The sequence below is a fragment of the Mesorhizobium kowhaii genome (assembly GCF_003253745.1).
GTDB lineage: Bacteria > Pseudomonadota > Alphaproteobacteria > Rhizobiales > Rhizobiaceae > Mesorhizobium > Mesorhizobium kowhaii.
The window spans coordinates 1,157,100-1,178,863 of sequence record NZ_MZXV01000013.1 but is presented as its reverse complement, the minus strand read 5'-3'; the positions used below and the strand labels follow the sequence as shown (position 1 = coordinate 1,178,863).

The following is a 21,764-nucleotide window of genomic DNA, read 5'->3' as shown; positions in this document are numbered from 1 at the left end:
AGGGGCAAGGACTCCACATCATGACAAACAAGGTTTGGTTCATCACCGGATCGTCGAAGGGCTTTGGCCGCGTCTGGGCCGAGGCAGCACTCGCCCGTGGCGACCGCGTCGCGGCAACCGCCCGCGATGCCAGCACGCTCGCCGATCTCGTCGAGAAGTACGGCGATAATATTGCCGCGATAAAGCTCGACGTCACCGACAAGAAAGCCGTCAATGCCGCGATCGCCGAGGCGCACAAGCGCTTTGGCCGGCTCGACGTCGTCATCAACAATGCCGGCTATGGCCATTTCGGCGCCATCGAGGAAGTCAGCGAACAGGAAGCTCGCGACCAGATCGAAACCAATGTCCTCGGCGCTCTCTGGGTCACCCAGGCCGCGCTGCCGATCATGCGGGCACAGCGTTCCGGCCACATCATCCAGATTTCGTCGATCGGCGGCGTCAATGCCTTTGCTTCGCTCGGCCTTTACCACGCCTCGAAATGGGCGCTGGAAGCCTTCAGCCAGTCGCTCGGCATCGAGGTCGCGGAATTCGGCATCCATGTGACGCTGGTCGAGCCGGGCGGTTTCTCCACCGATTGGGCCGGCCCGTCGGCCAAGGTTTCCAAGCCGATCGAAGCCTACGCGCCCGCCCGCGCCAAGATGGCCGAGCGCCGCGCCAATTCCGTCGCCGGCGATCCCGAGGCCACCGGAGCGGCGATGTTGGCCATTGTCGACGCCGCCGAGCCGCCGCTGCGCGTGTTCTTCGGCGATGGAGGCCTGCCGATGATCAAGCAGGAATACGCCAACCGCATCGCCACCTGGGAAAAGTGGGACGACGTTTCCATCATGGCGCAGGGCGCGAAAAAGAACCGCAGGGCCTAAGGCAAGCGCTTTTTGCTACGCCGCCCCCGGCGGCGTAGCCCCCATGCGGAAATACCTATTCCGATGCGGGCGAGAGTCTAGCTTTGATAGATCCACTGCTCAGGCACCCGCACCGAGATCTCCTCGCCGGCCTTGATCGTTCCCGGCTTCTCGACCCAGGCGACAAGGCCGCGCAGCCGCTTCGCCGATTTCGGGAACAGCAGCGCGCCAGCTTCAACGTCGGCCATCCCTGCATGTTCGGCGATCGATCGGCCGGCGAGGCGGCAAGGTCCGTTCTGTGCGTCGACCTTGATGGTCACGCCGTCCTTGAAGAACAGCAACGTGCCGGCCGGCAGCATGGACAAATGCGGCACACCCTCGATCAAAAGGTTGGCGCCGATCCACTCCGGCTTGATCTCGGCCAGGCCCATGCGTTCGGCGACGATGGCCAGTTCATCCGCCGCCACAACAGACACTTGCCGCTCGTTGCGCATTTCGGTACCGCGCGGATACCAGGGCTCGCGCCCGCCCGAGCGCCGCGTCGCGCCGGCGTGGAAATCGCCTGATATGCCATCGAACCCCAGCCGCAACGCATCGGCCGGGCGCGTCTCGAAATGATCCGATGGCGCCACGTAAAGCGCTGCCACTTTGGCGACCAGCTTTCGCGCCGGTACGATTTCGATCGGCTTTTCAGCCTCGGGGAAGAGATCCAGCATCGGCTTCATTCCTTGGATGATGCGCCCTGTTTTTGCCCTTCGATCGCGAACACCGCAAGGGCGGTTTGGGCCAAAGTGCGCAACTCTTCGACCGAAGCGCCGTCCCGCGCCTGGATCGACATGCCGTTCATGACGCCGGCCAGGTATTTGGCGAAGCCCTCGACAGACAGACCTTCCGGCAGGTCGCCCATTGCCCGGCCCTTGGCCAGCCGCTCGGCGATCGCCGCTTCACTTGCCTTGCGATTGGCCTTGAGTTCATCCGCAATGGCTTGTGCCTGCGGCGAAGCTGCGAGCGCACCGCTGACGAACAGGCAGCCACCCGGCTTGCCGGGCCTGGAATAGGCCTCCGCCGCGCCGAGCAGCAACCGCCGGATCGCCTCCCCCGTCGGAACCGGCGCGCTCAGCGCCTCCAGCGCAAAGCCGATCTCGGTCTGGTGGTAGCGCGTCAGCGCCTTGCGGAACAAAGTCTCCTTGTCGGTGAAGGCGTTGTAGATCTGCGGCGGCGTCAGCCCCATCGCCTCGCGCAGCATGGCCAGCGATGTCGCCTCATAGCCATGCTCCCAGAACAGATGCATCGCGGCATCCAGTGCCCGGTCGGGATCGAATGCGCGTGGCCGGCCACCCCTAGGCTTTTCCAATTTATCCATAGTGATCGATACGAAACCTGTTGACTCGCCCTCTCCGCGTAACGTAACAATTGATACGAAACATGGCAAGCTGGGAGACATGTCCGCCGGCAAGACCATGGAAACCAGCGAAAAGGAGAGCCAAATGCCAAACACCGTGACCGCGCCCGAAGGCGTACTGACCCCCACGGGAGAGCGCGAGATCCTGCCGCGTCTCAGCGCTGCCCTCATCGAAGCCTCCGGCGCCACCGGCAATGCGTTCTTCACCGGGATCGTCGGCGGCACGGTCCACATCCTGCCACTGCATCGCATCTATGCCGGTGGCGCCAATCGGCCGGTCGTCATGGTCGAGCTGAAGCTGCCGAACATCGGCCTTGGTTCGATCGAAACCCGAAATGCCTTCATCACCGCGGCCGCAGGCATTGTCGCCGAGCTCTGCGTGCCCGGCCACCGGCCTGAAAACACCTGGATCAACATCGTCAATGCGCCCGACGGCGGCTGGGGCATCGGCAGCCGGCAATATTCGGGCGAGGCACTTGTCGCTGCCGCAACCGCCGCAGCGCAGTGATTTGGCGGCTGCGATGAACAGGAGCGAACCGATGCGGCTCTCCCCTTCGCTGTTCTTCACCACCAATTGCGAGCCGGCACTGGCCTTCTACGAACAGTGCGGCCTTGGCCGGGGAACGATCCTGCTGCGCTGGGGCGACAACACCATGCCGGTGCGAACCGAAGCCATGCGCGGAAAGGTGTTGCATGCGCGGTTCGAAGGCCCGGGCGTGCTGTTTCATGCCTCGGACAATGACGATGCGGAGCCAATGAAGGGCTCCGCCCTTTGTCTGGAATTCGACAGCCTGCCGGCGATGTGGGAGCTTTTCGCCCGCATCGCCGCAGGCGGCCGGATCACCGTGCCCCTGGCGCGGCAATATTGGGGAACCAGCTTCGGCATGCTGGTCGACGCCTTTGGCGTGCAGTGGATGTTCAGCTGCCCCAATGAATGAGGGCGCGGATCACGATCTTCTTACCTGAAATGGAACCAGTCCCAAGCTGCGCCGCATTGCTGACGCGCTGCGCCGGTTTCATGGTGACAGCCAGGCAGTTTCAGGAGACTCACCATTGCAACCCGGGACGGCAATCGCTCTGCTTTGGTTGATCTGGGCGGCAACTTGGGCCGCCGCAGCGCTCTGGGCCGACCCGGCCCAGAAACGCGCCGGGTTCAGGGCGGAGGTTCGCTATCGGGTTCTCTGGCTGGTTGGCGCGGTGTTGCTGTTCATTCCAGCGCACGGCTATGAAGGCCGGCTCAGGTTATGGATGCCGAACTTCGCCGAGGCATGGATCTGTGTCGCCCTGATCGCCATCGGCATCGCCTTTGCCTGGTGGGCGCGCCTGCATCTCGGCAGGCTGTGGTCGGGAACCATCACCGCCAAGGCCGGGCACCACGTTGTTGACACCGGCCCGTATGAGCTGGTCCGGCATCCGATCTACACCGGACTGCTGCTGGCGATCCTGGCCACCATGGCGGCCAAGGGTACGGTCTGGGGCATTGCCGGAACCGCTTTGCCCATCATCGGCATCGTGACGAAGGCAAGACTGGAAGAAAGCTTCCTGCGCGGCGAGTTGGGCAGTGCCTATGACGATTATGCCAGGCGCGTCCCGATGCTGGTGCCGTTCGCTCCGGTCCGATACGGCAGTTGAACGCCAGGTTGTGTTTCAGTTTGAATTTTTTGCCGCACTGCTTTGCTGGAAGTGTTCGACGGCACCGTCAATTTGAACCCAATCATGTTTCGACTGCTCGAAAACCGATCTGGCGGGGGACGGGTATTTGGGGTCTGCCAGCGCGCCGACTGCAATGCCGATCAGCGATGGTAGCTTGTCGGCCTTCCAATAGATCGTCGATCCGCAATTGGGACAAAAGTAGGTGTGGACCTTGCCGCCGCTGGCTGCCTCGCGGGTGAACTCTTTCGCAGTTCCGGAGATGGCAACGGCGTCGATCGGATAAAAGGCGCCGACGCCAAATGGCGCGCCGGTCCTGCGTTGGCAGTCAAGACAATGACAGGCGACGACCAGTTTTGAGGATCCTGGAAGCGTGAGCGTGAGAGCACCGCAGTTGCATCGGGCATCAATCATTGGAAAACCCTCCTTTTCTGAAGCGAGATCGTGTTGATTTCAAACGGAGACACTCCCCAACACAGGATGTGTTGAGAGTCAGGTCAGGCTGAGCGGGAGTGGAAGACGGGCGCGAAAGGGACCAGATTGGCCCGAGAACCGGAACGGAGCGCACTTTTGGGTGCGTGAGCACCGGGTGCGTAGGACGCCGCCCATTCGCAGGCCGGCTGAATGTGGAATGCCCGAGTCTAGAGCATTCTGAGAAGCGCGCCGCCTATGGAATACCCCGCGCCAAAGGCGCAGATCAAGCCGAAATCGCCGGGTTTCATGTCGGCATGGTTCTCCGACAGCGCGACAATGGCGCCGGCACCCGCCGTGTTGCCCAGCCTTTCCAGCACCATCGGCGCGCGGTCGTGGTCGACCTCGTGGCCGAACGACAGTTTCAGGATCATGGCATTCATGCGCGCATTGGCCTGATGCAGCCAGAAGCGCCGGACCGCCTGCGGCGTCAGCCCGTGCTCGGCCAGGAACTCGACGATGAACTTCTGCCCGGCGACGGTGACTTCCTTGAACACCTTGTTACCGACCTGCTTGATCAGATTGCCTTCCAGGTTGATCATGTAGGGATCCTCCTGGGCGGTGCGGGTATGATAGCCCAGATTGGTGCGGATGTTGTTCGACATCTGCGTCCAGATGCGTGTGTCCAGCACCTCGAAACGCCCCGGCCGTTTGTCGCCCTGAGCAAGTCCCTCCACCACCATCGACACCGAGGCATCGCCGAAGATGAAATGCGTCTGCCGGTCGCGGAAATTGAGATGGCCGGTGATGATTTCCGGCGTCGTCACCAGAATGCGCTTGTGCGCACCCGAGCGCACCAAATTGACCGCCATGTGAAGGGCCGCCGCGGCGGACGAACAGCCAAGCCCCATGTCGAAGCCGGCGCCCCTTGTGCCCAGCGCCTCCTGCATTTCGATGGCGATCGCCGGATAAGGCCGCTGGTGGTGCGAGGCCGAGCAGATGATCAGATCGATCTGGGACGGTTCAAGTCCGGCATGGTCGAGAGCTTTTCGCGCCGAGGCGATGCCGAACTCGGCCTCCAGCGACGGCGCGTCATCGGGCCGCGCCGGAATACGCGGCGCCATGCGGGTCGGATCCAGAATGCCTTCGCGCTCGATCACATGGCGGGTGCGCACACCCGAGGCGTGGACGATAAAGTCGCTGTCCGATTTCGCCAGCGGCGGCTCGTCAGTGCCCTGACGGCGCGCATTCTCCATGTCGACCCAGGCATTGAAGCTGGCGACCAGTTCTTCATTGGTGATCGTGGGTTCGGGAATTTCAACGCCAATGCCGCTGATGATGACGCGATGCATGTCCAGTCCGTCCCATCCGCAGGCGTTGCGGGCTTCATGTGGGCGCCGGAACGCTCCGGCGCAACACTTTTCTCACCGAGGCGGTTTACGCCGACTTAAGCCTGACTTCACCAGGCGCACAACTTGGTGTTGGTCTGCGGGTTGTTCCAGCAGGCGCCGTCGTCGCGGCTGCGCACGAACTGCCCCGGCAACGGTACGTTGCGATGGCCGAGATTGACATAGCCATAGGCGAAGCCAGGCCCGTCGATCTCCAGGACATAGGTCGGAAATCCCGGCGCCGAGATGCGGAAGCTGCCCGCATCGTCGATCGCGCGATAGCTGCACGAGAAATAACCGTCATCGCTGGTATAGCAGCGCGCCCGCTTGGCCTCTGCCGAGATCGAGAACGCCAGAAGGGCCGCCGTGCACACGCCGCCGCCGAAAAGCATCTTTTTCAATGTCATCATCCACCCCCGCCACTGGTCATCGTGACCCCAACGCGATGAAATGCGCACGGTGACGAAACCGGGTCAAGCGGCTGCAATTGGCGACGCGCAAGGTGGACAATCAAGCCCGCTTGGCGACGATGAAGATGCGCGGAAAGCGCAAAAGCACCTTGCCGCTCGCCGTCTTCGGATAGGCCTTGGCGATCTTGGCCGTGTAGCTGTCGAGGAACATTTTGCGCTCGTCCGCCTCGAGCGGATCGAGGAACGGTTTCAACCCGGTCGATTTCACCCATTCAACGATCGCCTCGGCGTCGGCAAGCGGATGGTTGTAGATGGTGTGCCAGATGTCCATCCGTTCACTGAGCGGCGACAGCAGGTCATAGTAGAACGACACCGACGGCAACGGCCCGCGTGCCGCGCCCTTGAGCTTGTCGGCAAACGGCATTTCAGTGGCAGTCTCCCGCATCAGGCAATGCGAGTCCTCGCCCATATTGTCGGGCATCTGGATGGCCAGCGCGCCGCCTGGGGCGAGGAAACCCATCAGCCGCTGGAACACCGCCGGATGCTCCGGCAGCCACTGGAACACCGCATTGGCGAAGATCACGTCGACCGGCTCCGCCGGCTGCCACTTGGACGCGTCGGCAAGGTCAAAGGTGACGTCAGGCAGACGCGCCCTCGCCTTCTCGATCATGTCTGGCGAGGTATCGAAACCGCTCACCTCAGCGTTCGGCCAGCGCTCGACAAGCAGCTCGGTCGAGTTGCCCGGCCCGCAGCCGATGTCGACGACTCGGCGCGGGAAATCCACCGGCACTTGTGCTGCGAGATCACGCGCGGGTCGCGTGCGCTCATCTTCGAATTTCAGATATTGGGCGGCGGACCAATCAGCCATGTGAACTCCTCATTTTGAGAATTCGCCGCCCGAAAACCCCTTACCGCGTCAGCCTCTTGTAGGTCATGCGGTGCGGATTGACGGCATCCGGCCCGAGGCGGCGGATCTTGTCCTGCTCGTAGTCCTCAAAATTGCCCTCGAACCATTCGACATGGCTGTCGCCCTCGAAGGCAAGGATGTGCGTGGCCAGGCGATCGAGGAACATACGATCGTGCGAGATGATGACCGCGCAGCCGCCGAAATTTTCCAGCGCGTCTTCGAGCGCCGCCAGCGTTTCCGTATCCAGATCGTTGGTCGGTTCGTCGAGCAGCAGCACGTTGCCGCCGGTCTTCAGCATCTTGGCCAGGTGCACGCGGTTGCGCTGGCCACCGGACAGATTGCCGACCTTCTGCTGCTGGTCGCCGCCACGGAAGTTGAACGAGGCGCAATAGGCACGCGTGTTGGCCTCGAACTTGCCGAGCTTGACCACTTCGGCGCCACCCGAAATCTCCTCCCACACCGTCTTTGACGGATCGAGCGCATCGCGGCTCTGGTCGACATAGCCGAGCTTGACCGTCTCGCCGACGCGGACAGAGCCCGCATCCGGCTTTTCCTGGCCGGTAATCATACGAAACAGCGTCGTCTTGCCGGCGCCGTTCGGGCCGATGACGCCAACGATGCCACCGGGCGGCAGCTTGAATTCCAGGCCGTCGATCAACAGCGTGTCGCCAAAGCCCTTCGACAGGCCTTCCGCCTCAATCACCACATTGCCGAGCCGCTCGCCATGCGGAATGACGATCTGCGTATCGCTCGGACGCCGCTTGTCGGCGGCATCCAACAGATCCTGGAACGCCTGGATACGCGCCTTGGACTTGGTCTGGCGGGCTTTCGGGCTGGACTGGATCCACTCGCGCTCGCGGCCAATGGCGCGCTGGCGGGCGTCGTCCTCGCGGCCTTCCTGCTTGAGGCGCTTGGCCTTCGCTTCGAGATATTTGGTGTAGTTGCCCTCATAGGGAATGCCGCGGCCGCGGTCGAGTTCGAGGATCCAGCCGGTGACATTGTCGAGGAAGTAGCGATCGTGGGTGATGATCATCACGGCGCCCGGATAGGCCCGCAGGTGCTTTTCCAGCCACGCCGTGGTTTCGGCGTCGAGATGGTTGGTCGGTTCGTCGAGCAGCAGCAGGTCAGGCTGGCGCAGCAGAAGCTGGCAAAGCGCCACGCGGCGACGCTCGCCGCCGGACAGCTTGGTGACATCGGCTTCCTTGGGCGGGCAGCCCAGCGCTTCCATCGCCATCTCGACCTGCTGTTCGAGGTCCCACAGGTTCAGCCGGTCCATCTCGTCCTGGAGTTTGGCCGACTCGTCGGCCGTCTCGTCGGAATAGTTCATCATCAATTCGTTGTAGCGTTCGATGACGGCGGTCTTGGCGGCAACGCCTTCCATGATGTTCTCGAACACGGTCTTGGCCGGATCGAGCGCCGGCTCCTGTGCCAGGTAGCCGACGGTAGCGCCTTCGGCCAGCCACGCCTCGCCGTTCCACTCCTTGTCGAGCCCGGCCATGATCTTGAGGATCGTCGACTTGCCCGAGCCGTTGGGGCCGAGGATGCCGATCTTGGCGTCGGGATAAAAGGAGAGATGGACATTCTCGAGCACCTTCTTGGTGCCATAGGCCTTGTTGAGGCCGGCCATGTGATAGATGAACTGGCGTGCCACGCGCGCTTTCCCTGAAAAACTGACTGGCCCAGAGAAACTGACTGGATTTGTCAAATTGAATGGAGGTTGGCCGCTATGTAGGCGATGCGGCGGCGAACGGCAATCGCTTTTGCCGCTTCAAGCCGGTCACACGCGGAAGTGTCCGTCAACCGGTGAAGTTTTCCGTCGGTCGCCGGGCGCGATGAAAGCTCCGTTAACCCTTCCGCGTCAAAACAGGATCGAGGTGGAATCGCTGGTTTGCCGCGATTTCAGGAGAAAAGATCGGATCGACGGCGTTGCTGAACAGTTTCCTGCTCCTTGCCGAAGCGGTCGTCTACTTCAGCGTCATGGTGACGCTTTTCCGTTTCAGAAAGCGCATTGGCCTCGGCGTGTTCGTCTGCGCGCTCGGCGTCATGCACTTTCTCGAGACCTATCTCGCCAGCGTGTTCTACGTCGCCTTGCCGTTCGGCATGGTCTCACCGGGCTCGGCGGTGCTGTTTTCGGGCAAGCTGGTGATGCTTTTGCTGCTCTACATGAAGGAGGACGCCGCCACCGTGCGTCAGCCGATCTATGGCCTGCTGCTTGGCAACGCGCTGATGATCGGGCTGGTGCTGCTGTTGCGTCTGCACGCCATCGCCGTGCTTCCCGATGGCAGGCTCCCCGACATCGGCTTCATCGACGAGATGGGCTGGCTGATGGTGTGGGGCACGACGCTGCTCGTCGTCGACGCCATCCTGATCATCCTGCTCTATGAAAAGCTTGGGCGTTACCTGCGCAAGGCACAGTTCGCGCGCATCCTGATTTCGGTCGCCTGCGTGCTCACCTTCGACCAGGCGGGGTTCTTCACCGCGCTGCATTTCGTCGCCGGCGCGCCGATCGCGGTGTTTTTCGGCGGCTGGTTTGCCAAGATGATCGCGGCGCTGACCTTCAGCACCATGCTCGTGGCCTATCTCAGATGGTTCGAGGAACGCCAGATCCCGGTGCCGCGCGGACTGACCGACATCTTCGACACGCTGACCTATCGCGAGCGCTATGAGGCGCTGGTCGAACATGTCGGCCGGGACGGCCTGACCGGTCTGCTGCACAGGGGGCGCTTCGACAGCGATGGTGAAGCGGCTGTCCAGGTCAGCCTGCGCACGGCGAAGCCGCTCAGCCTGCTGATCATCGATGTCGATCATTTCAAGTCGATCAACGACCGTTTCGGCCATGCCGAAGGCGACAAGGTGCTGAAAGCCGTTGCGACCCTGCTCGGCGAAGCGGCAAGCGCCGAAGACCAGGTGTTCCGGATCGGCGGCGAGGAATTCGCCATCCTCAGTTCGCGTCCGCACTCGGTCGCCAGGCTGTTTGGCGAAAGCATCCGCCACGCGGTCAAGGCCTCCGCCAACACCAGAGCCGCTTCGACCTGACCGTCAGCGCCGGTGTCTCCAGCGTCAGCGAAACGACGCGCTGCCTTGCCGATCTGTTCGCGCTTGCCGACCAGCGCCTCTACAAGGCGAAGTCGACCGGGCGCGATCGCATTGTCGGCGAACCGGGCGGCCACGAGGCCGACGCCGCCGTTGCATGGACCAAATCCGCGCAGATTTAGAGCAATTCCAGGAAAAGTGTGAAACGGTTTTCCGTCCGGAATTGCGTCAAAACGAAGAGATAGAGCACGATCCCGAAAAGTGGAATCCGGTTTTCTCGGACAAACGGAAACCGTTTGTCCAGAGATCGTGCTCAGCTGTGAGCGCTTACGGTGACTTTTTCTGCCGCCGTATGCCGGCCAAAGTAGAGACCGCCATCAGCGCGATCGCCAGCCATTTCAGCGCGGTGATGATCGGCTCGGCTTCGATGTCGTAGGCGATGAACAGCAGGATGCCCGGCACCAGCAGGCCGCACATGATCAGCATGATGCGGTTGATCTGCCAGGACACTTTTGAGGCCAGCGCCTCGTCGCCGGGCGCGGTGATCAGCGTCGCACGCACCGCCTTGCCGGCCACCAGCACTGCCGAAAGGCGCATCGAGATCGGCAGGCCAAGCCCGATGATGAGGAAGGCGCAGGCCGCCAGCAGCAGCGAAAACTTCAGCGCGCTGGTCTCGGCCGGCACCGGAAACAACACCGTCGCCAGCGGCAGGAAGACGCCGAAAATGCCGAGCGCCGCAATCGTGATGAAGATCACCGCATTGACGATGGTGAACAGCTGGTAGGTGCCGGTGCCGATCGGTTCGGAGAGCGTCCGCATCCGCGCCCACTCGGTGTCGGTGTAGGAAAAACCCGGCCATTCCATGCGGCCGTCGCTGATCGCGACCATACCCTTAGCCCAGAAAGCCAGCCGCGCCAGCGCGCTGCTCGTCATGCCATCCATTGCGACCCCCGCCCGAATGATGCTCGGCGCAGCATAGCACCACGACGCGGCAAAGCGACAGTCCGGCGTCTGCGTTCAGCCAGTGCTTACTGGAACCCGATCGCGTCGACGGTGCCGGTCGGGCAACCGGCCTTGTTGGTCGGCACCGAAGCCAGCAGCAGGTCCTTGAGCGAGCTGTCGGGACCGATCGGGCCGGCAAGGCCGAGCGTCAGTTCGCCGATCAGCCGCCTGCCGCTCGACGGATCGATGACGCAGGAGACGCGCACCCGGTCCCCTGCTCCAGCGCCAAAGGCGCTGTCGAAGGCACCGCGGATCTGGTCCGCCGTCAGTTTCCCACCAATGTTCTTGGCAAAGAGATCGCGCACCGGCGAGCTGTTCACGGCACGCATCAAATTGAGCGCGTCGGAGAAATAGTCCTGCTGGCTCTTGCCGTAGCAAGTGCCGTGCTTGACCCATTCATGCCGCTCGAGATGGGAAGCGGTACCCGGCATCACCTGGTCGAGTTCCGTGCGGGTGTTGGCATCCAAATTGACCGGCGGCAGGTCCTTCCAGTGGGCCGGATTGTCGTTGGCCTTGTCGCTCGCTGTCGCCTGGCAATAGAAATTGCCGTTCGGCTGCGGCCACAGCCCGTGCAAGGTGAAATGCGTCGCGTCGAAATCGCCGGCGCTCTGCGCCTTGCATTCGGTCTTGCTTGACTTGGTCTCGCAAAAGGCCGGCTGCCAGCTCAGCGCGAAGACATATTCGGGTTTTCCCGAAGCCGCCGGCTTGCCTTGCCCGCCAGGTGCTGCCGGCACCGTCGCGGCGCTGCTGCCGGAGACATGGCCGCAACTGACCTTCACCCAACGGCGCTCCGGATCGGCGCCCGGCACCAGGATGAGATAGTGCGTCGGCGCATCCTTGTTGCCGGCAAACAGCTGGTAGCTCTGTCCGGCGTCGGTCGAGACATTGCCGGGGTTCTTGCCGTTCTTGATGGCTTGCGTTGCCGGACAGGCCGCGTCGGCAACGAAGGTGCCGCTCATCTTGACGTCGGCATGCGCAGCATCGGCCAACGACGCCACCAGCATGGCCAATCCGAAAACAACACCAATGCGCATGGAAAATCCCCGGCTGAAGAAGTGGGCGACAGACTGAAGCTGTCTCCATGTCAGAATTGCGATATTTTGCTGGCCAAAGGCAAGAAACATCGTCGCGGAAAAGCAGGCAGGGCGGATTGACGCAAAACCGGTGCCGGCGCAAACAAAGCCGGCGCCACGGTGGCGGCCAGAGCCTGGAGACCGAGCGGCATGTCATTCAGCCAGCAGCGCGTGGTTGCCTCTCCGACCGGTGCCGATCTCAATCTTTTCGTCAGGCAAGCCGATGGCCGGGCACGTGCCGTCGTCCAGATCAATCACGGGCTGGCAGAGCACGCCGCGCGCTATGCCCGCTTTGCCGATTTTCTCGCGCCACGCGGCTTCCACGTCTATGTCCACGATCATCGCGGCCATGGCGCGACCAAGGCGCCCGACGCGCCGCTTGGCAGGTTCGCCGACAGGGACGGTAGCGCCAAGGTGATCGCCGACGTCGACGCCATCCATGATCTGATCGCCAGCGAACAGCCGAACCTGCCGGTCGTCCTCTTCGGCCATTCGATGGGTGCTTCCGTGGCGCTGAACTACCTGCTGCGCCACTCGCCTCGCGTTCATGCGGCCGCGATCTGGAACGGCAACTTCTCGCAAGGGCTGCTCGGCCAACTGGCCCTGGGCATCCTTGGCTGGGAACGGATGCGGCTGGGCTCGGATGTCCCCTCGCGCCTGCTGCCGAAACTCACCTTCCAGGCCTGGGGCAAGGCGGTGCCAAATCACCGCACATTGTTCGACTGGCTGTCGCGCGACGAGGCGGAGGTGGCGAAATACATCGCCGATCCACTTTGCGGCTGGGATGCATCGGTGTCGATGTGGCGCGACGTCGTCGGCATGGCGCTCAACGGCGGCAAGGATGCCGGCTTTGCCGGCATCCGACGCGACCTCCCCGTCGGCACCGTCGGTGGCGAAAAGGATCCCGCCTCGGATTACGGCAAGGGGATCACGCATCTTGCCAATCGCATGCGCAAGATGGGCTTTTCGAATCTGGTTTCAAAGGTTTACCCCGACACCCGCCACGAAAGCCTGAACGAGGTGAATCGCGACATTATCATGGGCGATTTCGCGGCTTGGGCCGACGGCGTGCTGAAGGGTTGAAGGGATTGGCCTATCGCAAGAGCCGTGACAGCCGTTGCAGGGCTTGATAGAGGCTCTGCTTTCGATCAACCACGGTGATCTATGACTGAGCCCCCGCTGAAAGGCGTCCGCGTCGTCGAACTCGCCCGCATCCTTGCCGGGCCATGGGCCGGGCAGTTGCTTGCCGATCTCGGCGCCGATGTCATCAAGGTCGAGAGCCCCGATGGCGGCGACGACACCCGCAAATGGGGCCCGCCCTTCGTCATGGGCAAGGACGGCGAGAACCTGTCGGCCGCCTATTACCATTCCTGCAATCGCGGCAAGCGCTCCATCGCCATCGATTTCTCGACACCTGAGGGTGCCGAGACGGTGCGCCGGCTGGTCGCGACTTCGGACGTGCTGATCGAGAACTTCAAGCTCGGCGGCCTGAAGAAATACGGCCTCGACTATGACAGCCTGCGCAAGACCAACCCCCGCCTCGTCTACTGCTCGATCACCGGCTTTGGTCAGGATGGACCCTACGCGCCACGCGCGGGCTACGACTTCATCATCCAGGCCATGGCCGGCATGATGTCGATCACCGGCGAGGTCGGCCGCGAGCCGCAAAAGGCCGGCGTCGCCATCTCGGACATCTTCACCGGCCTTTATTCCGTCATCGCCATTCAGGCGGCGCTTCGCCATGCCGAGCAGACCGGCGACGGCCAGCACATCGACATGGCGCTCTTCGACACCCAGATTTCAGCGCTCGGCAACCAGAACCTGAACTATCTCGTCTCCGGCAAGTCGCCGGTGCAGATGGGCAACGCGCATATGAACATTGCGCCTTACGAGGTGGTGCCGGTCAGGGATGGCCACATCATCCTGGCGGTCGGCAATGACGGCCAGTTCGCCAAATTCTGCGCCGCCGTCGGATTGGACGAATTGCCGTCGAATCCTGACTTCGCCACCAATCCGGCCCGCGTCGCCAACCGGGTCAAGCTGCGCCAACACATGATCGAGGCGCTGAAGATTTTTGACCGCGACGCGCTGCTGGCAAAGCTGGAAGCGGCAAGCGTGCCGGCGAGCCCGATCAACACGATCGGCCAGATGTTCGCCGACCCGCAGACGATCGCGCGCGGCATGCGGCTCGACCTCGACGACGGCCATGGCAATCTTCTGCCTTCAGTGCGCGCACCGATGGTCATGTCCGGCACGCCGCTTGTCTATGAGCGCCCCTCGCCGCGCCTGGGCGAGCACACGCAAGAAATCCTTGCCGAACTGGAGAAGTCTGGACAATGAAGACCGGCGGACAACTGATCGTCGATGCGCTCGAAGCCAACGGCACCGACCGCATCTATTGCGTGCCCGGTGAATCCTACCTGGCGGTGCTCGACGCGCTGCACGATTCGGCGATCCGCACCATCGTCTGCCGCCAGGAAGGCGGCGCCGCCATGATGGCCGATTGCCACGGCCGCCTGACCGGCAAGCCCGGCATCTGCTTCGTCACCCGTGGCCCCGGCGCCACCAATGCGTCTGCCGGTATCCACATCGCCATGCAGGATTCTATTCCTGTCATCCTGTTCATCGGCCAGGTCGCCAGCCACGCCAAGGAGCGCGAGGCCTTCCAGGAGGTGGATTACAAGAGATTCTTTGGCGACATCGCCAAATGGGTGGTCGAGATCGATGACGCCTCGCGCATCCCGGAATTCGTCACCCGCGCCTTCGCGGTGGCGACCTCGGGCCGTCCCGGCCCGGTGGTCATCTCGCTGCCGGAAGACATGCTGACCAGTGTCGTCGAAGCGCCCATCGCCTTGCCGCACACACCGGTCGAAACCCGGCCGGGCGAAGCCGAACTCGACGCGCTGGAGGGATTGCTGTCCAAGGCCAAACGGCCGTTCGTCATCCTTGGCGGCACGCGCTGGGATGCCGAGGCCGTGGCGCAGATGCGCTCGATCGCCGAAGCCTGGTCGCTGCCGGTCGGCTGTTCCTTCCGCCGCCAGATGTTGTTCGACCATCTGCATCCGAACTATGCCGGCGATGTCGGCATCGGCATCAATCCGAAGCTGGCCACAGTGATCAAGCAGGCCGATCTCGTGCTGTTGATCGGTGGCCGCATGGGCGAAATGCCGTCCTCCGACTACACGCTTTTGAAGAGCCCCTACCCCGAACAGACGCTGGTCCACATCCATGCCGATGCCGGCGAACTCGGCCGCGTCTACCGGCCGACTCTGGCGATCAACGCCTCGCCTTCGGCCTTCGTTCAAGCCTTCGCCAAGCGCAAGCCGACCTCGGCACCCGTTTGGGCAGCCGAGACGCCAAAGCTGCATGCCGCCTATCTCGACTGGTCGACGCCGCCCGAAAGCGGCCCCGGCCCGGTCCGGATGGGGCCGATCATGAACTATCTCGAAAAGATGCTGCCCGACGATGCCATCCTCACCAACGGCGCCGGCAATTACGCCACCTGGGTGCACCGCTTCCACCGCTTCCGCCGCTTCGCCACGCAGGCAGCACCGACGTCAGGCTCGATGGGCTACGGCACCCCTGCCGCGGTCGCCGCCAAAGAGCTGTTTCCGGAGCGCACCGTGGTTGCCTTCGCCGGCGACGGCTGCTTCCTGATGAATGGGCAGGAGTTTGCCACCGCCGTCCAGTATGACCTGCCGATCGTCGTTGTCGTCGTCAACAACGGCATCTACGGCACCATCCGCATGCATCAGGAGCGCGAATATCCCGGCCGCGTCGTGGCCACGGATCTCAAAAATCCGGACTTCGCGGCCTTGGCCCGCGCCTATGGCGGCCATGGCGAGACGGTCGAGAAGACGGCGGATTTCGCCCCAGCCTTCGAGCGCGCCCGCGCCAGCGGCAAGCCGGCGATCGTCGAGATCAGGCTCGACCCCGAGGCGATCACGCCGACCCGGACGATGACCCAGATTCGCGACAAGGCATAAGCACCAACGGCATAGGCCGAATACCTTCGCGCCCCCTCCATCCTGCCGGACAGAGGGGGAAGCGTCACGCAGCGCAATAATCGCCCTCGGGGCGACGTTACCTACTTCGCCTTTTCGATCTGGCCGCGGATCTCGCCGTCCTTGTTGGCGGCGGTGTGGACGTTGACGTAATATTTGCCGGCCTCAAGGTCAGCCGCCTGGGCATCGGTCAACGTTTCCGATCCCTTGATCGGGCTTTTGAGCTTTTTGAACGGGATGACGGGTCCAGCGTTTTCACCCATCGCCGCCGGGCCGTGGATGTGCGCGGCCGTCGCCGGCCCGCTCAGGCCGGAATATTTGACGTTCCAGCTGAGTTTCTTCTTGGCGGTGTCGAACGTCAAAGTCGCCGTGCCTTTGCCCTTCGTGGTGACGGGCGGGCTCTGCTGGCCGCCATCGAGCGTCGCCTTGAACTTTTCCATGTCGGCCATGGCTGGCGATGCGAACAGGAAAGCGGTCGAAATGGCCAGCGCCGAGAGTGCCGGCAGGAAGGATTGGGTGCGCATGAAGAATCTCCGATTGGCTGTCGCATCCGTCACGCCCCATGGCGCGCGTATGCCACAACGCAACGGCTGGGCGGCGTAATGTATCCCACCACACGCATTTGTGATGATCGCCCGTCCTGCCCTCGCTTTTGGGGAAGGTAGCCGTCAGACCGCCGCCAGCGCCTGCGTCAGGTCGGCGATCAGATCGTCCGGGTGCTCGACACCGATCGACAGCCTGACCGTGGTCTCCAGCACGCCGATGCGTTGGCGCACGTCGAAGGGAATGCCTGAATGGGTCATCGCAGCGGGGTGGCTGGCCAGCGATTCCGTTCCGCCGAGGCTCACCGCCAGCTTGAAGATCTGCAGCCCGTTGAGAAAGGCGAAAGCCGCCTTCTCTCCGCCGCGTATGTCGAAGGAGAATGTCGAGCCGGCGCCGCTGCATTGCGCGCGGTACGCACGGCCCGCCGGCGTGTCCTCGCCCAGGAACGGCAAATAATGCACCTTTTCGACCTTGGCATGATCGCGCAGGAATTCGGCGACCAGGCGTGCATTGTCGTTCGCCCGCTCCATGCGGATCGACAGTGTCTCCAGCGAGCGGCCGAGCATCCAGCAGGAATGCGGATCGAGCTGCGTGCCGATCGCACCGCGCAGCGCCTTGATCGGCTTGGTGACCGCCTTGCTGCCCATGGCGGCGCCCGCGATCAGGTCGGAATGGCCGCCGACATATTTGGTCAGCGAATAGACGGATACATCGGCGCCATGTTCGATCGGCCTCTGGAACACCGGACCGAGCAGCGTATTGTCGCAGACGACAATCGGCGTCGAGCCTTGCCTGACGCCGATCTCGTCGGCGATCCTGCGCATCAGCGCGATGTCGACAAGGCTGTTGGTCGGATTTGACGGCGTCTCGATCAGGATGACCGAGACGCGGCCCTTCGCGACTGCAGCTTCGGCCGCCGCGCGCACCGCCGTCTCGTCGACGCCATCCGCAAAGCCGACAGCACCAATACCGAAGCCCGAAAGCGTGCGCGTCAAGAGCGTCTCGGTGCCGCCATAAAGCGGCTGCGAATGCAGGATGACGTCACCCGGGCGAGCATAGGCGAGCAGTGTCGTCGCGATCGCCGACATGCCTGATGAAAACAGGATGCAGGCATCCGTCCCTTCATAGATCGCCAGCCGGTCCTCGACGATCTCGCTGTTGGGATGGTTGAAGCGCGAATAGACCAGGCCGGACGCCGTGCCGCTCGGCGGCTCCTTGCGGCCCGAGGTGTAGTCGAAGAAGTCGCGTCCCTCTTCCGCCGACTTGAACACGAAGGTCGAGGTCAGGAACACCGGCGGCTTGACCGCGCCCTCCGAAAGCTGCGGATCGAAGCCATAGCTCAGCATCAGCGTCTCCGGGTGGAGCTTGTGGTTGCCGATATGGGTTTTCGAAGGGCGTGGCGCGGGCATGGCTTTTTCCTGCTTTTCGAGGTGCAATTTATGCGATCCTCATCGCGCAGTCTTTGCTATTTTTGGGCGCGCATGGCTGCATCCTCGCAACAAATTGCCTGGAGAGGCCGAAAGTGCAGCAGAAGATAGCCGATGATTTCGACCGCAGGATTCTGCGTGAGCTGCAGGCCGACGCCCGCATCACCAACAACGAGCTTGCCGAGCGGATCGGCCTGTCGCCGTCGCCCTGTCTGAGGAGGGTGCGGCGGCTGGAGGAGACCGGCGTCATCAGAGGCTACACCACGCTGGTCGATCCGGCCGCCTTCGGCTGGAGCATGGTCGCCATCGCAACCATCCGGCTCAGCCGGCAGAACGAGGACGAGATCGTCATGTTCGAGGACGCGATCCGCGGCTGGGAAGAGGTGCTGGAATGCCACCTCGTCACCGGTTCGCGCGACTATGTGCTGAAGGTGGTGACTGGCAGCCTCGAACAGTACGAGCGCTTCATCAAGGAAAAGATCGCGCGGCTGCAATGCGTCGCCTCGATCGAGACCAGCTTCGTCATGAACACCATAAAGGAACGGCGCCTCTGACATTTTTGCCAGAGGCGCCGCGATCTTGTTGTTTGAGCATGATCTTTTCGGGGATCATGCTCTGGCATATTTACTTGACCGCCTTGTCGGTGATGGCGGTGGTGTAGGCGCCGGTCGGCTCCTTGGTGATGATCTTCTGGTCGAGCAGCGCCTTGGCGGTGCGCTCGTAGGTCGCCGGGTCGAGCTTGCCGTCGGCATTGTCGACCAGCTTGGCGATTTCGCTCATCATGCGCTTCTGGTGGTTCTCGTCCTGGCCGCCACCGTCCATGACGATGCCTGCGGCCTCGTCATTGTTGTCGATGGCGTATTTCCAGCCCTTCATCGAGGCGCGCACGAAACGCACCATCTTGTCCTCGAAGGCCGGATCCTTGAGCTTGTCTTCCGACGCATAGAGCCCGTCCTCGAGCAGGTCGTTGCCCATCGCCGAATAGTTGAACACGGTCAGCTGTTCCGGCTTGTAGCCGGCGTCGATCAGCTGCCAGTACTCGTTGTAGGTCATGACCGAGATGCAATCCGCCTGCTTCTGGATCAGCGGCTGCACGTCAAAGCTCTGCTTCAGAACGGTGACGCCATCCGGGCCGCCATCGGTCTTGAGCCCAAGCTTGTTCATCCAGGCATAGAACGGATATTCGTTGCCGAAGAACCAGACGCCGAGCGTGTGGCCCTTGAAGTCGGCTTCGGTCTTGATCGGGCCGTCCTTCGGGCAGACCAGCTCCATGCCGGCCTTCTTGAACGGCTGGGCGATGTTGACCAGCGGCACGCCCTTTTCGCGGGCGGCCAGCGCACCGCCCATCCAGTCGACGATGACATCGGCGCCGCCGCCGGCGATCACCTGCTCCGGCGCAATGTCGGGGCCGCCCGGCTTGATGTCGACGTCGAGGCCTTCAGCCTCGTAGAAACCCTTGGCCTTGGCAACATAGTAGCCGGCAAACTGGGCCTGCGTGACCCATTTCAGCTGCAACGTCACCTTGTCGGCGGCCATTGCCTGGAACGCGGCCAGCGACATCGCGCCGGCCAGAACAGGAATAATCAGTCTTTTCATCTTTTTACCCTCTGAAGTTAGCACCCTTAAACCCACCGCCCCTATCCACCACGGACAGAGGGATGCCAAAACGTGACGGCTCTTTCGACAAGAGCGACCACGCCATAAAAGACCGAACCCGCAAGTGCTGCAACTGCGATTTCGGCCCAGACCATGTCGATGTTCATCCGCCCGACCTCGGTCGAGATGCGGAAGCCCATGCCGACCACAGGCGTGCCGAAGAACTCGGCGACGATGGCGCCGATCAGCGCCAGCGTCGAGTTGATCTTCAGCGCGTTGAAGATGAATGGCGCGGCTGCCGGCAGCCTGAGCTTCAGCAGCGTCTGCCAATAGCCCGACGCATAGGTGCGCATCAGATCGCGCTCCATATGGCCGGAAGCGGCAAGCCCGGCGACCGTGTTCACCAGCATCGGGAAGAAGGTCATGATGATGACGACGGCCGCCTTGGATTGCCAGTCGAAGCCGAACCACATGACCATGATGGGGGCGACGCCGATGATCGGCAGCGCCGAGACCATGTTGCCGATCGGCAGCAGGCCGCGCCGCAGGAACGGTACGCGGTCGGCGAGGATCGCGGTGATGAAGCCGGCGCCGCTGCCCACGACATAGCCGAAGATCACCGCCTTGAAGATGGTCTGCCGGACATCGGCGCCGAGCACCGGCAGCGAGCTGGCGATGCGCGCGCCGATGGCGCTCGGCGGCGGCAGCAGGATGAAGGGGATGCCAGCGCCGCGCGTCACCGCTTCCCAGATGATCAGGATCCAGGCGCCGAAGATGGCGGGGATGATCAGGCGCAGCGCCGTGCGGGTCCAGCTTGCCATCGGGCGAAGTCCCGACAGGACGGCGACGCAGCGCCAGCCGAGCAGCCAGGCGGCCGTGAGCAGCAAAAAGTACGACGCCAGTGCGGTGCCTTCGAAACCGGATATGCCTGATATCAACAGCCAAGCGACGAGGTGAGCGCCGACGAACAGCACCACCGCCTCTGCAAGGAGCGGGATCCTGGTCATCGAGATCAGCGCCGCCAGCGCGACCAGACCGAACATCAAGCCCTTCGTTCCGATATAGGGGTAGTTGAAGCTGGCTGCCGGGTCGGCAAGCGCTGCCGCTTCCGGCTTCGACATCGCACCGAGCGCCACCGCGATCAGGCACAGCACGATGGCCAGCACCGCTTGCCAGGAGGGTTTCAGCCAGTTCATGCCGGCCTCCCGCCCATGGCGCGGTCGACGATGCGCCCGGCAATGCCGACCACCATGACCAGAAGTGCTGCCACCACCGAACCGGCGACCAGCGCCGACCAGATGTCGATGGACTGGCTGTAGTAGGCGCCTGCCAAAAGCTTGGCGCCGATACCGGCGACCGCACCGGTCGGCAGTTCGCCGACGATGGCGCCGACGAGGCTTGCCGCCACCGCCACCTTCATCGAGGTGAACAGGAACGGCACCGAGGCCGGCACGCGCAATTTCCAGAAGGTCTGCGAGGCGCTGGCGTTGTAGGTGTGCATCAGGTCGAGATGCATGATCTCGGGCGAGCGCAGGCCCTTCACCATGCCGACGGTCACCGGGAAGAACGACAGATAGGTCGAGATCATCGCCTTCGGGATCAGGCCGGTGATGCCGATTGCCGCCAGCACGACGATGATCATCGGCGCCACCGCCAGGATGGGAATGGTCTGCGAGGCGATGATCCACGGCATCAGGCTGCGGTCGAGCGTTGCCACATGCACGATGCCGACGGCGATGATGATGCCGAGCGCCGTGCCGAAAGCGAAACCGAGCAGCGTCGACGACAGCGTCACCCAGGCATTGTAGACGAGGCTGCGGTTCGAAGTGACGCTGCGCAGGAAGGTGTTCTCGAAGAAATTCACCGCCACCTGATGCGGCGCCGGCAGCGTCGGCTTCGGCTGCGACAGCGTCTTGCCGATGAACTCGCTCAACGCCGGCGTTTCACCGGCGCGGCGGTCGAGATCGCGCTGGAACGGCGTGTTGAGGATGACGGCGAAAACATACCAGAGCACGACCACGCCCGCGAGGATCGAGGTCACCGGAACGAGCTTGTCGCGGAAGCTGTCCATCTAGCGCA

The 21,764-nt window shown here is 63.0% G+C and carries 23 protein-coding genes; 9 read left to right on the top strand and 14 right to left on the bottom strand.

The genetic code is table 11. The features are described 5' to 3' along the window. The first annotated feature begins 20 nt into the window (after positions 1 to 20). The gene (locus tag B5V02_RS08345; protein ID WP_111543629.1) at positions 21 to 860 is read left to right on the top strand and encodes an SDR family oxidoreductase; all 840 of its coding nucleotides are present in this window, start codon (positions 21 to 23) and stop codon (positions 858 to 860) included. Positions 861 to 937: 77 nt separating this feature from the next. Here B5V02_RS08345 and B5V02_RS08340 read toward each other — a convergent pair whose 3' ends face one another. Both B5V02_RS08340 and B5V02_RS08335 read right to left on the bottom strand, forming a co-directional pair. Continuing rightward, positions 938 to 1,555: an MOSC domain-containing protein gene (locus B5V02_RS08340; RefSeq protein WP_111543832.1), complete on the bottom strand. Its 618-nt coding sequence runs from the start codon at positions 1,553 to 1,555 to the stop codon at positions 938 to 940. 5 nt (positions 1,556 to 1,560) lie between these two features. After that, positions 1,561 to 2,130 carry a TetR/AcrR family transcriptional regulator gene (locus tag B5V02_RS08335; RefSeq protein ID WP_245445776.1) on the bottom strand — a complete coding sequence of 190 codons (570 nt, stop codon included), beginning with the start codon at positions 2,128 to 2,130 and terminating at the stop codon, positions 1,561 to 1,563. A 196-nt stretch (positions 2,131 to 2,326) separates the two neighbouring features. Between B5V02_RS08335 and B5V02_RS08330 the strand changes: the two genes are divergently transcribed. The 3 genes from B5V02_RS08330 to B5V02_RS08320 all read left to right on the top strand — a co-directional run bounded on the left by B5V02_RS08330 (position 2,327) and on the right by B5V02_RS08320 (position 3,873). After that, the gene (locus B5V02_RS08330) at positions 2,327 to 2,749 is read left to right on the top strand and encodes a tautomerase family protein (RefSeq protein ID WP_111543831.1); all 423 of its coding nucleotides are present in this window, start codon (positions 2,327 to 2,329) and stop codon (positions 2,747 to 2,749) included. A 31-nt stretch (positions 2,750 to 2,780) separates the two neighbouring features. Beyond that, positions 2,781 to 3,179 (top strand): VOC family protein, encoded by a 399-nt coding sequence (locus B5V02_RS08325; RefSeq protein ID WP_111543830.1) that lies wholly within the window; start codon positions 2,781 to 2,783, stop codon positions 3,177 to 3,179. A gap of 115 nt (positions 3,180 to 3,294) precedes the next feature. After that, positions 3,295 to 3,873, top strand: coding sequence for a methyltransferase family protein (locus B5V02_RS08320; protein WP_111543627.1), 579 nt, complete (start codon positions 3,295 to 3,297; stop codon positions 3,871 to 3,873). Positions 3,874 to 3,888: 15 nt separating this feature from the next. On the opposite strand, the gene B5V02_RS08315 is transcribed toward B5V02_RS08320, so the two are convergent. The 5 genes from B5V02_RS08315 to ettA all read right to left on the bottom strand — a co-directional run bounded on the left by B5V02_RS08315 (position 3,889) and on the right by ettA (position 8,658). Then, the gene (locus B5V02_RS08315; RefSeq protein ID WP_111543626.1) at positions 3,889 to 4,305 is read right to left on the bottom strand and encodes a GFA family protein; all 417 of its coding nucleotides are present in this window, start codon (positions 4,303 to 4,305) and stop codon (positions 3,889 to 3,891) included. Between the two features lie 227 nt (positions 4,306 to 4,532). Beyond that, entirely contained in the window at positions 4,533 to 5,654 is a 1,122-nt protein-coding gene (locus B5V02_RS08310; RefSeq protein ID WP_111543625.1) for a beta-ketoacyl-ACP synthase III, read from the bottom strand. Between the two features lie 107 nt (positions 5,655 to 5,761). Further along, complete coding sequence (locus B5V02_RS08305) at positions 5,762 to 6,097, bottom strand: hypothetical protein (RefSeq protein ID WP_111543829.1); 336 nt, start codon at positions 6,095 to 6,097, stop codon at positions 5,762 to 5,764. A 103-nt stretch (positions 6,098 to 6,200) separates the two neighbouring features. Beyond that, complete coding sequence (gene tam / locus B5V02_RS08300; protein WP_111543624.1) at positions 6,201 to 6,968, bottom strand: trans-aconitate 2-methyltransferase; 768 nt, start codon at positions 6,966 to 6,968, stop codon at positions 6,201 to 6,203. A gap of 40 nt (positions 6,969 to 7,008) precedes the next feature. Next, positions 7,009 to 8,658 (bottom strand): energy-dependent translational throttle protein EttA, encoded by a 1,650-nt coding sequence (gene ettA, locus B5V02_RS08295; protein WP_111543623.1) that lies wholly within the window; start codon positions 8,656 to 8,658, stop codon positions 7,009 to 7,011. Positions 8,659 to 8,933: 275 nt separating this feature from the next. Here ettA and B5V02_RS08290 point away from each other — a divergent pair, with 275 nt between their 5' ends. Then, the gene (locus B5V02_RS08290; protein ID WP_245445774.1) at positions 8,934 to 10,043 is read left to right on the top strand and encodes a GGDEF domain-containing protein; all 1,110 of its coding nucleotides are present in this window, start codon (positions 8,934 to 8,936) and stop codon (positions 10,041 to 10,043) included. Positions 10,044 to 10,367: 324 nt separating this feature from the next. On the opposite strand, the gene B5V02_RS08285 is transcribed toward B5V02_RS08290, so the two are convergent. Next, on the bottom strand, positions 10,368 to 10,982 hold the full coding sequence (locus tag B5V02_RS08285) for a hypothetical protein (RefSeq protein ID WP_111543622.1): 615 nt from the start codon (positions 10,980 to 10,982) through the stop codon (positions 10,368 to 10,370). An 86-nt stretch (positions 10,983 to 11,068) separates the two neighbouring features. Then, entirely contained in the window at positions 11,069 to 12,076 is a 1,008-nt protein-coding gene (locus tag B5V02_RS08280) for a ribonuclease T2 family protein (RefSeq protein ID WP_111543621.1), read from the bottom strand. A 189-nt stretch (positions 12,077 to 12,265) separates the two neighbouring features. Here B5V02_RS08280 and B5V02_RS08275 point away from each other — a divergent pair, with 189 nt between their 5' ends. From B5V02_RS08275 to B5V02_RS08265, 3 genes are all read left to right on the top strand, one after another. Next, positions 12,266 to 13,198, top strand: coding sequence for an alpha/beta fold hydrolase (locus B5V02_RS08275; protein WP_111543620.1), 933 nt, complete (start codon positions 12,266 to 12,268; stop codon positions 13,196 to 13,198). Between the two features lie 81 nt (positions 13,199 to 13,279). Beyond that, on the top strand, positions 13,280 to 14,455 hold the full coding sequence (locus B5V02_RS08270; RefSeq protein ID WP_111543619.1) for a CaiB/BaiF CoA transferase family protein: 1,176 nt from the start codon (positions 13,280 to 13,282) through the stop codon (positions 14,453 to 14,455). Further along, positions 14,452 to 16,101: a thiamine pyrophosphate-binding protein gene (locus B5V02_RS08265; protein ID WP_111543618.1), complete on the top strand. Its 1,650-nt coding sequence runs from the start codon at positions 14,452 to 14,454 to the stop codon at positions 16,099 to 16,101. Before B5V02_RS08270 ends, B5V02_RS08265 begins: the two co-directional genes overlap by 4 nt. Before the next feature lie 101 nt (positions 16,102 to 16,202). On the opposite strand, the gene B5V02_RS08260 is transcribed toward B5V02_RS08265, so the two are convergent. After that, the gene (locus B5V02_RS08260; RefSeq protein ID WP_111543617.1) at positions 16,203 to 16,643 is read right to left on the bottom strand and encodes a CHRD domain-containing protein; all 441 of its coding nucleotides are present in this window, start codon (positions 16,641 to 16,643) and stop codon (positions 16,203 to 16,205) included. A 144-nt stretch (positions 16,644 to 16,787) separates the two neighbouring features. Further along, the gene (locus tag B5V02_RS08255) at positions 16,788 to 18,071 is read right to left on the bottom strand and encodes a cystathionine gamma-synthase family protein (RefSeq protein ID WP_111543828.1); all 1,284 of its coding nucleotides are present in this window, start codon (positions 18,069 to 18,071) and stop codon (positions 16,788 to 16,790) included. Positions 18,072 to 18,184: 113 nt separating this feature from the next. Here B5V02_RS08255 and B5V02_RS08250 point away from each other — a divergent pair, with 113 nt between their 5' ends. Continuing rightward, complete coding sequence (locus B5V02_RS08250; protein ID WP_111543827.1) at positions 18,185 to 18,643, top strand: Lrp/AsnC family transcriptional regulator; 459 nt, start codon at positions 18,185 to 18,187, stop codon at positions 18,641 to 18,643. A 70-nt stretch (positions 18,644 to 18,713) separates the two neighbouring features. Here the strand turns inward: B5V02_RS08250 and B5V02_RS08245 are convergent, their stop codons facing one another. The 3 genes from B5V02_RS08245 to B5V02_RS08235 are packed head-to-tail and all read right to left on the bottom strand — an operon-like array spanning position 18,714 to position 21,756. Beyond that, positions 18,714 to 19,685 carry an ABC transporter substrate-binding protein gene (locus B5V02_RS08245; RefSeq protein WP_111543616.1) on the bottom strand — a complete coding sequence of 324 codons (972 nt, stop codon included), beginning with the start codon at positions 19,683 to 19,685 and terminating at the stop codon, positions 18,714 to 18,716. 41 nt (positions 19,686 to 19,726) lie between these two features. Then, on the bottom strand, positions 19,727 to 20,881 hold the full coding sequence (locus tag B5V02_RS08240; RefSeq protein ID WP_111543615.1) for an ABC transporter permease: 1,155 nt from the start codon (positions 20,879 to 20,881) through the stop codon (positions 19,727 to 19,729). After that, complete coding sequence (locus B5V02_RS08235) at positions 20,878 to 21,756, bottom strand: ABC transporter permease (protein ID WP_111543614.1); 879 nt, start codon at positions 21,754 to 21,756, stop codon at positions 20,878 to 20,880. The genes B5V02_RS08240 and B5V02_RS08235 overlap by 4 nt, the downstream gene beginning before the upstream one ends. Between the last annotated feature and the right edge of the window lie 8 nt (positions 21,757 to 21,764).

What these genes read in the sequence shown, in the direction of transcription:
- B5V02_RS08345 (WP_111543629.1), top strand. Translation starts at nt 21, where the DNA reads ATGACAAACAAGGTTTGGTTCATCACCGGATCGTCGAAGGGCTTTGGC.
- B5V02_RS08340 (WP_111543832.1), bottom strand. Translation starts at nt 1,555, where the DNA reads ATGCTGGATCTCTTCCCCGAGGCTGAAAAGCCGATCGAAATCGTACCG.
- B5V02_RS08335 (WP_245445776.1), bottom strand. Translation starts at nt 2,130, where the DNA reads ATGCATCTGTTCTGGGAGCATGGCTATGAGGCGACATCGCTGGCCATG.
- B5V02_RS08330 (WP_111543831.1), top strand. Translation starts at nt 2,327, where the DNA reads ATGCCAAACACCGTGACCGCGCCCGAAGGCGTACTGACCCCCACGGGA.
- B5V02_RS08325 (WP_111543830.1), top strand. Translation starts at nt 2,781, where the DNA reads ATGCGGCTCTCCCCTTCGCTGTTCTTCACCACCAATTGCGAGCCGGCA.
- B5V02_RS08315 (WP_111543626.1), bottom strand. Translation starts at nt 4,305, where the DNA reads ATGATTGATGCCCGATGCAACTGCGGTGCTCTCACGCTCACGCTTCCA.
- B5V02_RS08310 (WP_111543625.1), bottom strand. Translation starts at nt 5,654, where the DNA reads ATGCATCGCGTCATCATCAGCGGCATTGGCGTTGAAATTCCCGAACCC.
- B5V02_RS08305 (WP_111543829.1), bottom strand. Translation starts at nt 6,097, where the DNA reads ATGACATTGAAAAAGATGCTTTTCGGCGGCGGCGTGTGCACGGCGGCC.
- tam (WP_111543624.1), bottom strand. Translation starts at nt 6,968, where the DNA reads ATGGCTGATTGGTCCGCCGCCCAATATCTGAAATTCGAAGATGAGCGC.
- B5V02_RS08285 (WP_111543622.1), bottom strand. Translation starts at nt 10,982, where the DNA reads ATGGATGGCATGACGAGCAGCGCGCTGGCGCGGCTGGCTTTCTGGGCT.
- B5V02_RS08280 (WP_111543621.1), bottom strand. Translation starts at nt 12,076, where the DNA reads ATGCGCATTGGTGTTGTTTTCGGATTGGCCATGCTGGTGGCGTCGTTG.
- B5V02_RS08275 (WP_111543620.1), top strand. Translation starts at nt 12,266, where the DNA reads ATGTCATTCAGCCAGCAGCGCGTGGTTGCCTCTCCGACCGGTGCCGAT.
- B5V02_RS08270 (WP_111543619.1), top strand. Translation starts at nt 13,280, where the DNA reads ATGACTGAGCCCCCGCTGAAAGGCGTCCGCGTCGTCGAACTCGCCCGC.
- B5V02_RS08265 (WP_111543618.1), top strand. Translation starts at nt 14,452, where the DNA reads ATGAAGACCGGCGGACAACTGATCGTCGATGCGCTCGAAGCCAACGGC.
- B5V02_RS08260 (WP_111543617.1), bottom strand. Translation starts at nt 16,643, where the DNA reads ATGCGCACCCAATCCTTCCTGCCGGCACTCTCGGCGCTGGCCATTTCG.
- B5V02_RS08255 (WP_111543828.1), bottom strand. Translation starts at nt 18,071, where the DNA reads ATGCCCGCGCCACGCCCTTCGAAAACCCATATCGGCAACCACAAGCTC.
- B5V02_RS08245 (WP_111543616.1), bottom strand. Translation starts at nt 19,685, where the DNA reads ATGAAAAGACTGATTATTCCTGTTCTGGCCGGCGCGATGTCGCTGGCC.
- B5V02_RS08240 (WP_111543615.1), bottom strand. Translation starts at nt 20,881, where the DNA reads ATGAACTGGCTGAAACCCTCCTGGCAAGCGGTGCTGGCCATCGTGCTG.
- B5V02_RS08235 (WP_111543614.1), bottom strand. Translation starts at nt 21,756, where the DNA reads ATGGACAGCTTCCGCGACAAGCTCGTTCCGGTGACCTCGATCCTCGCG.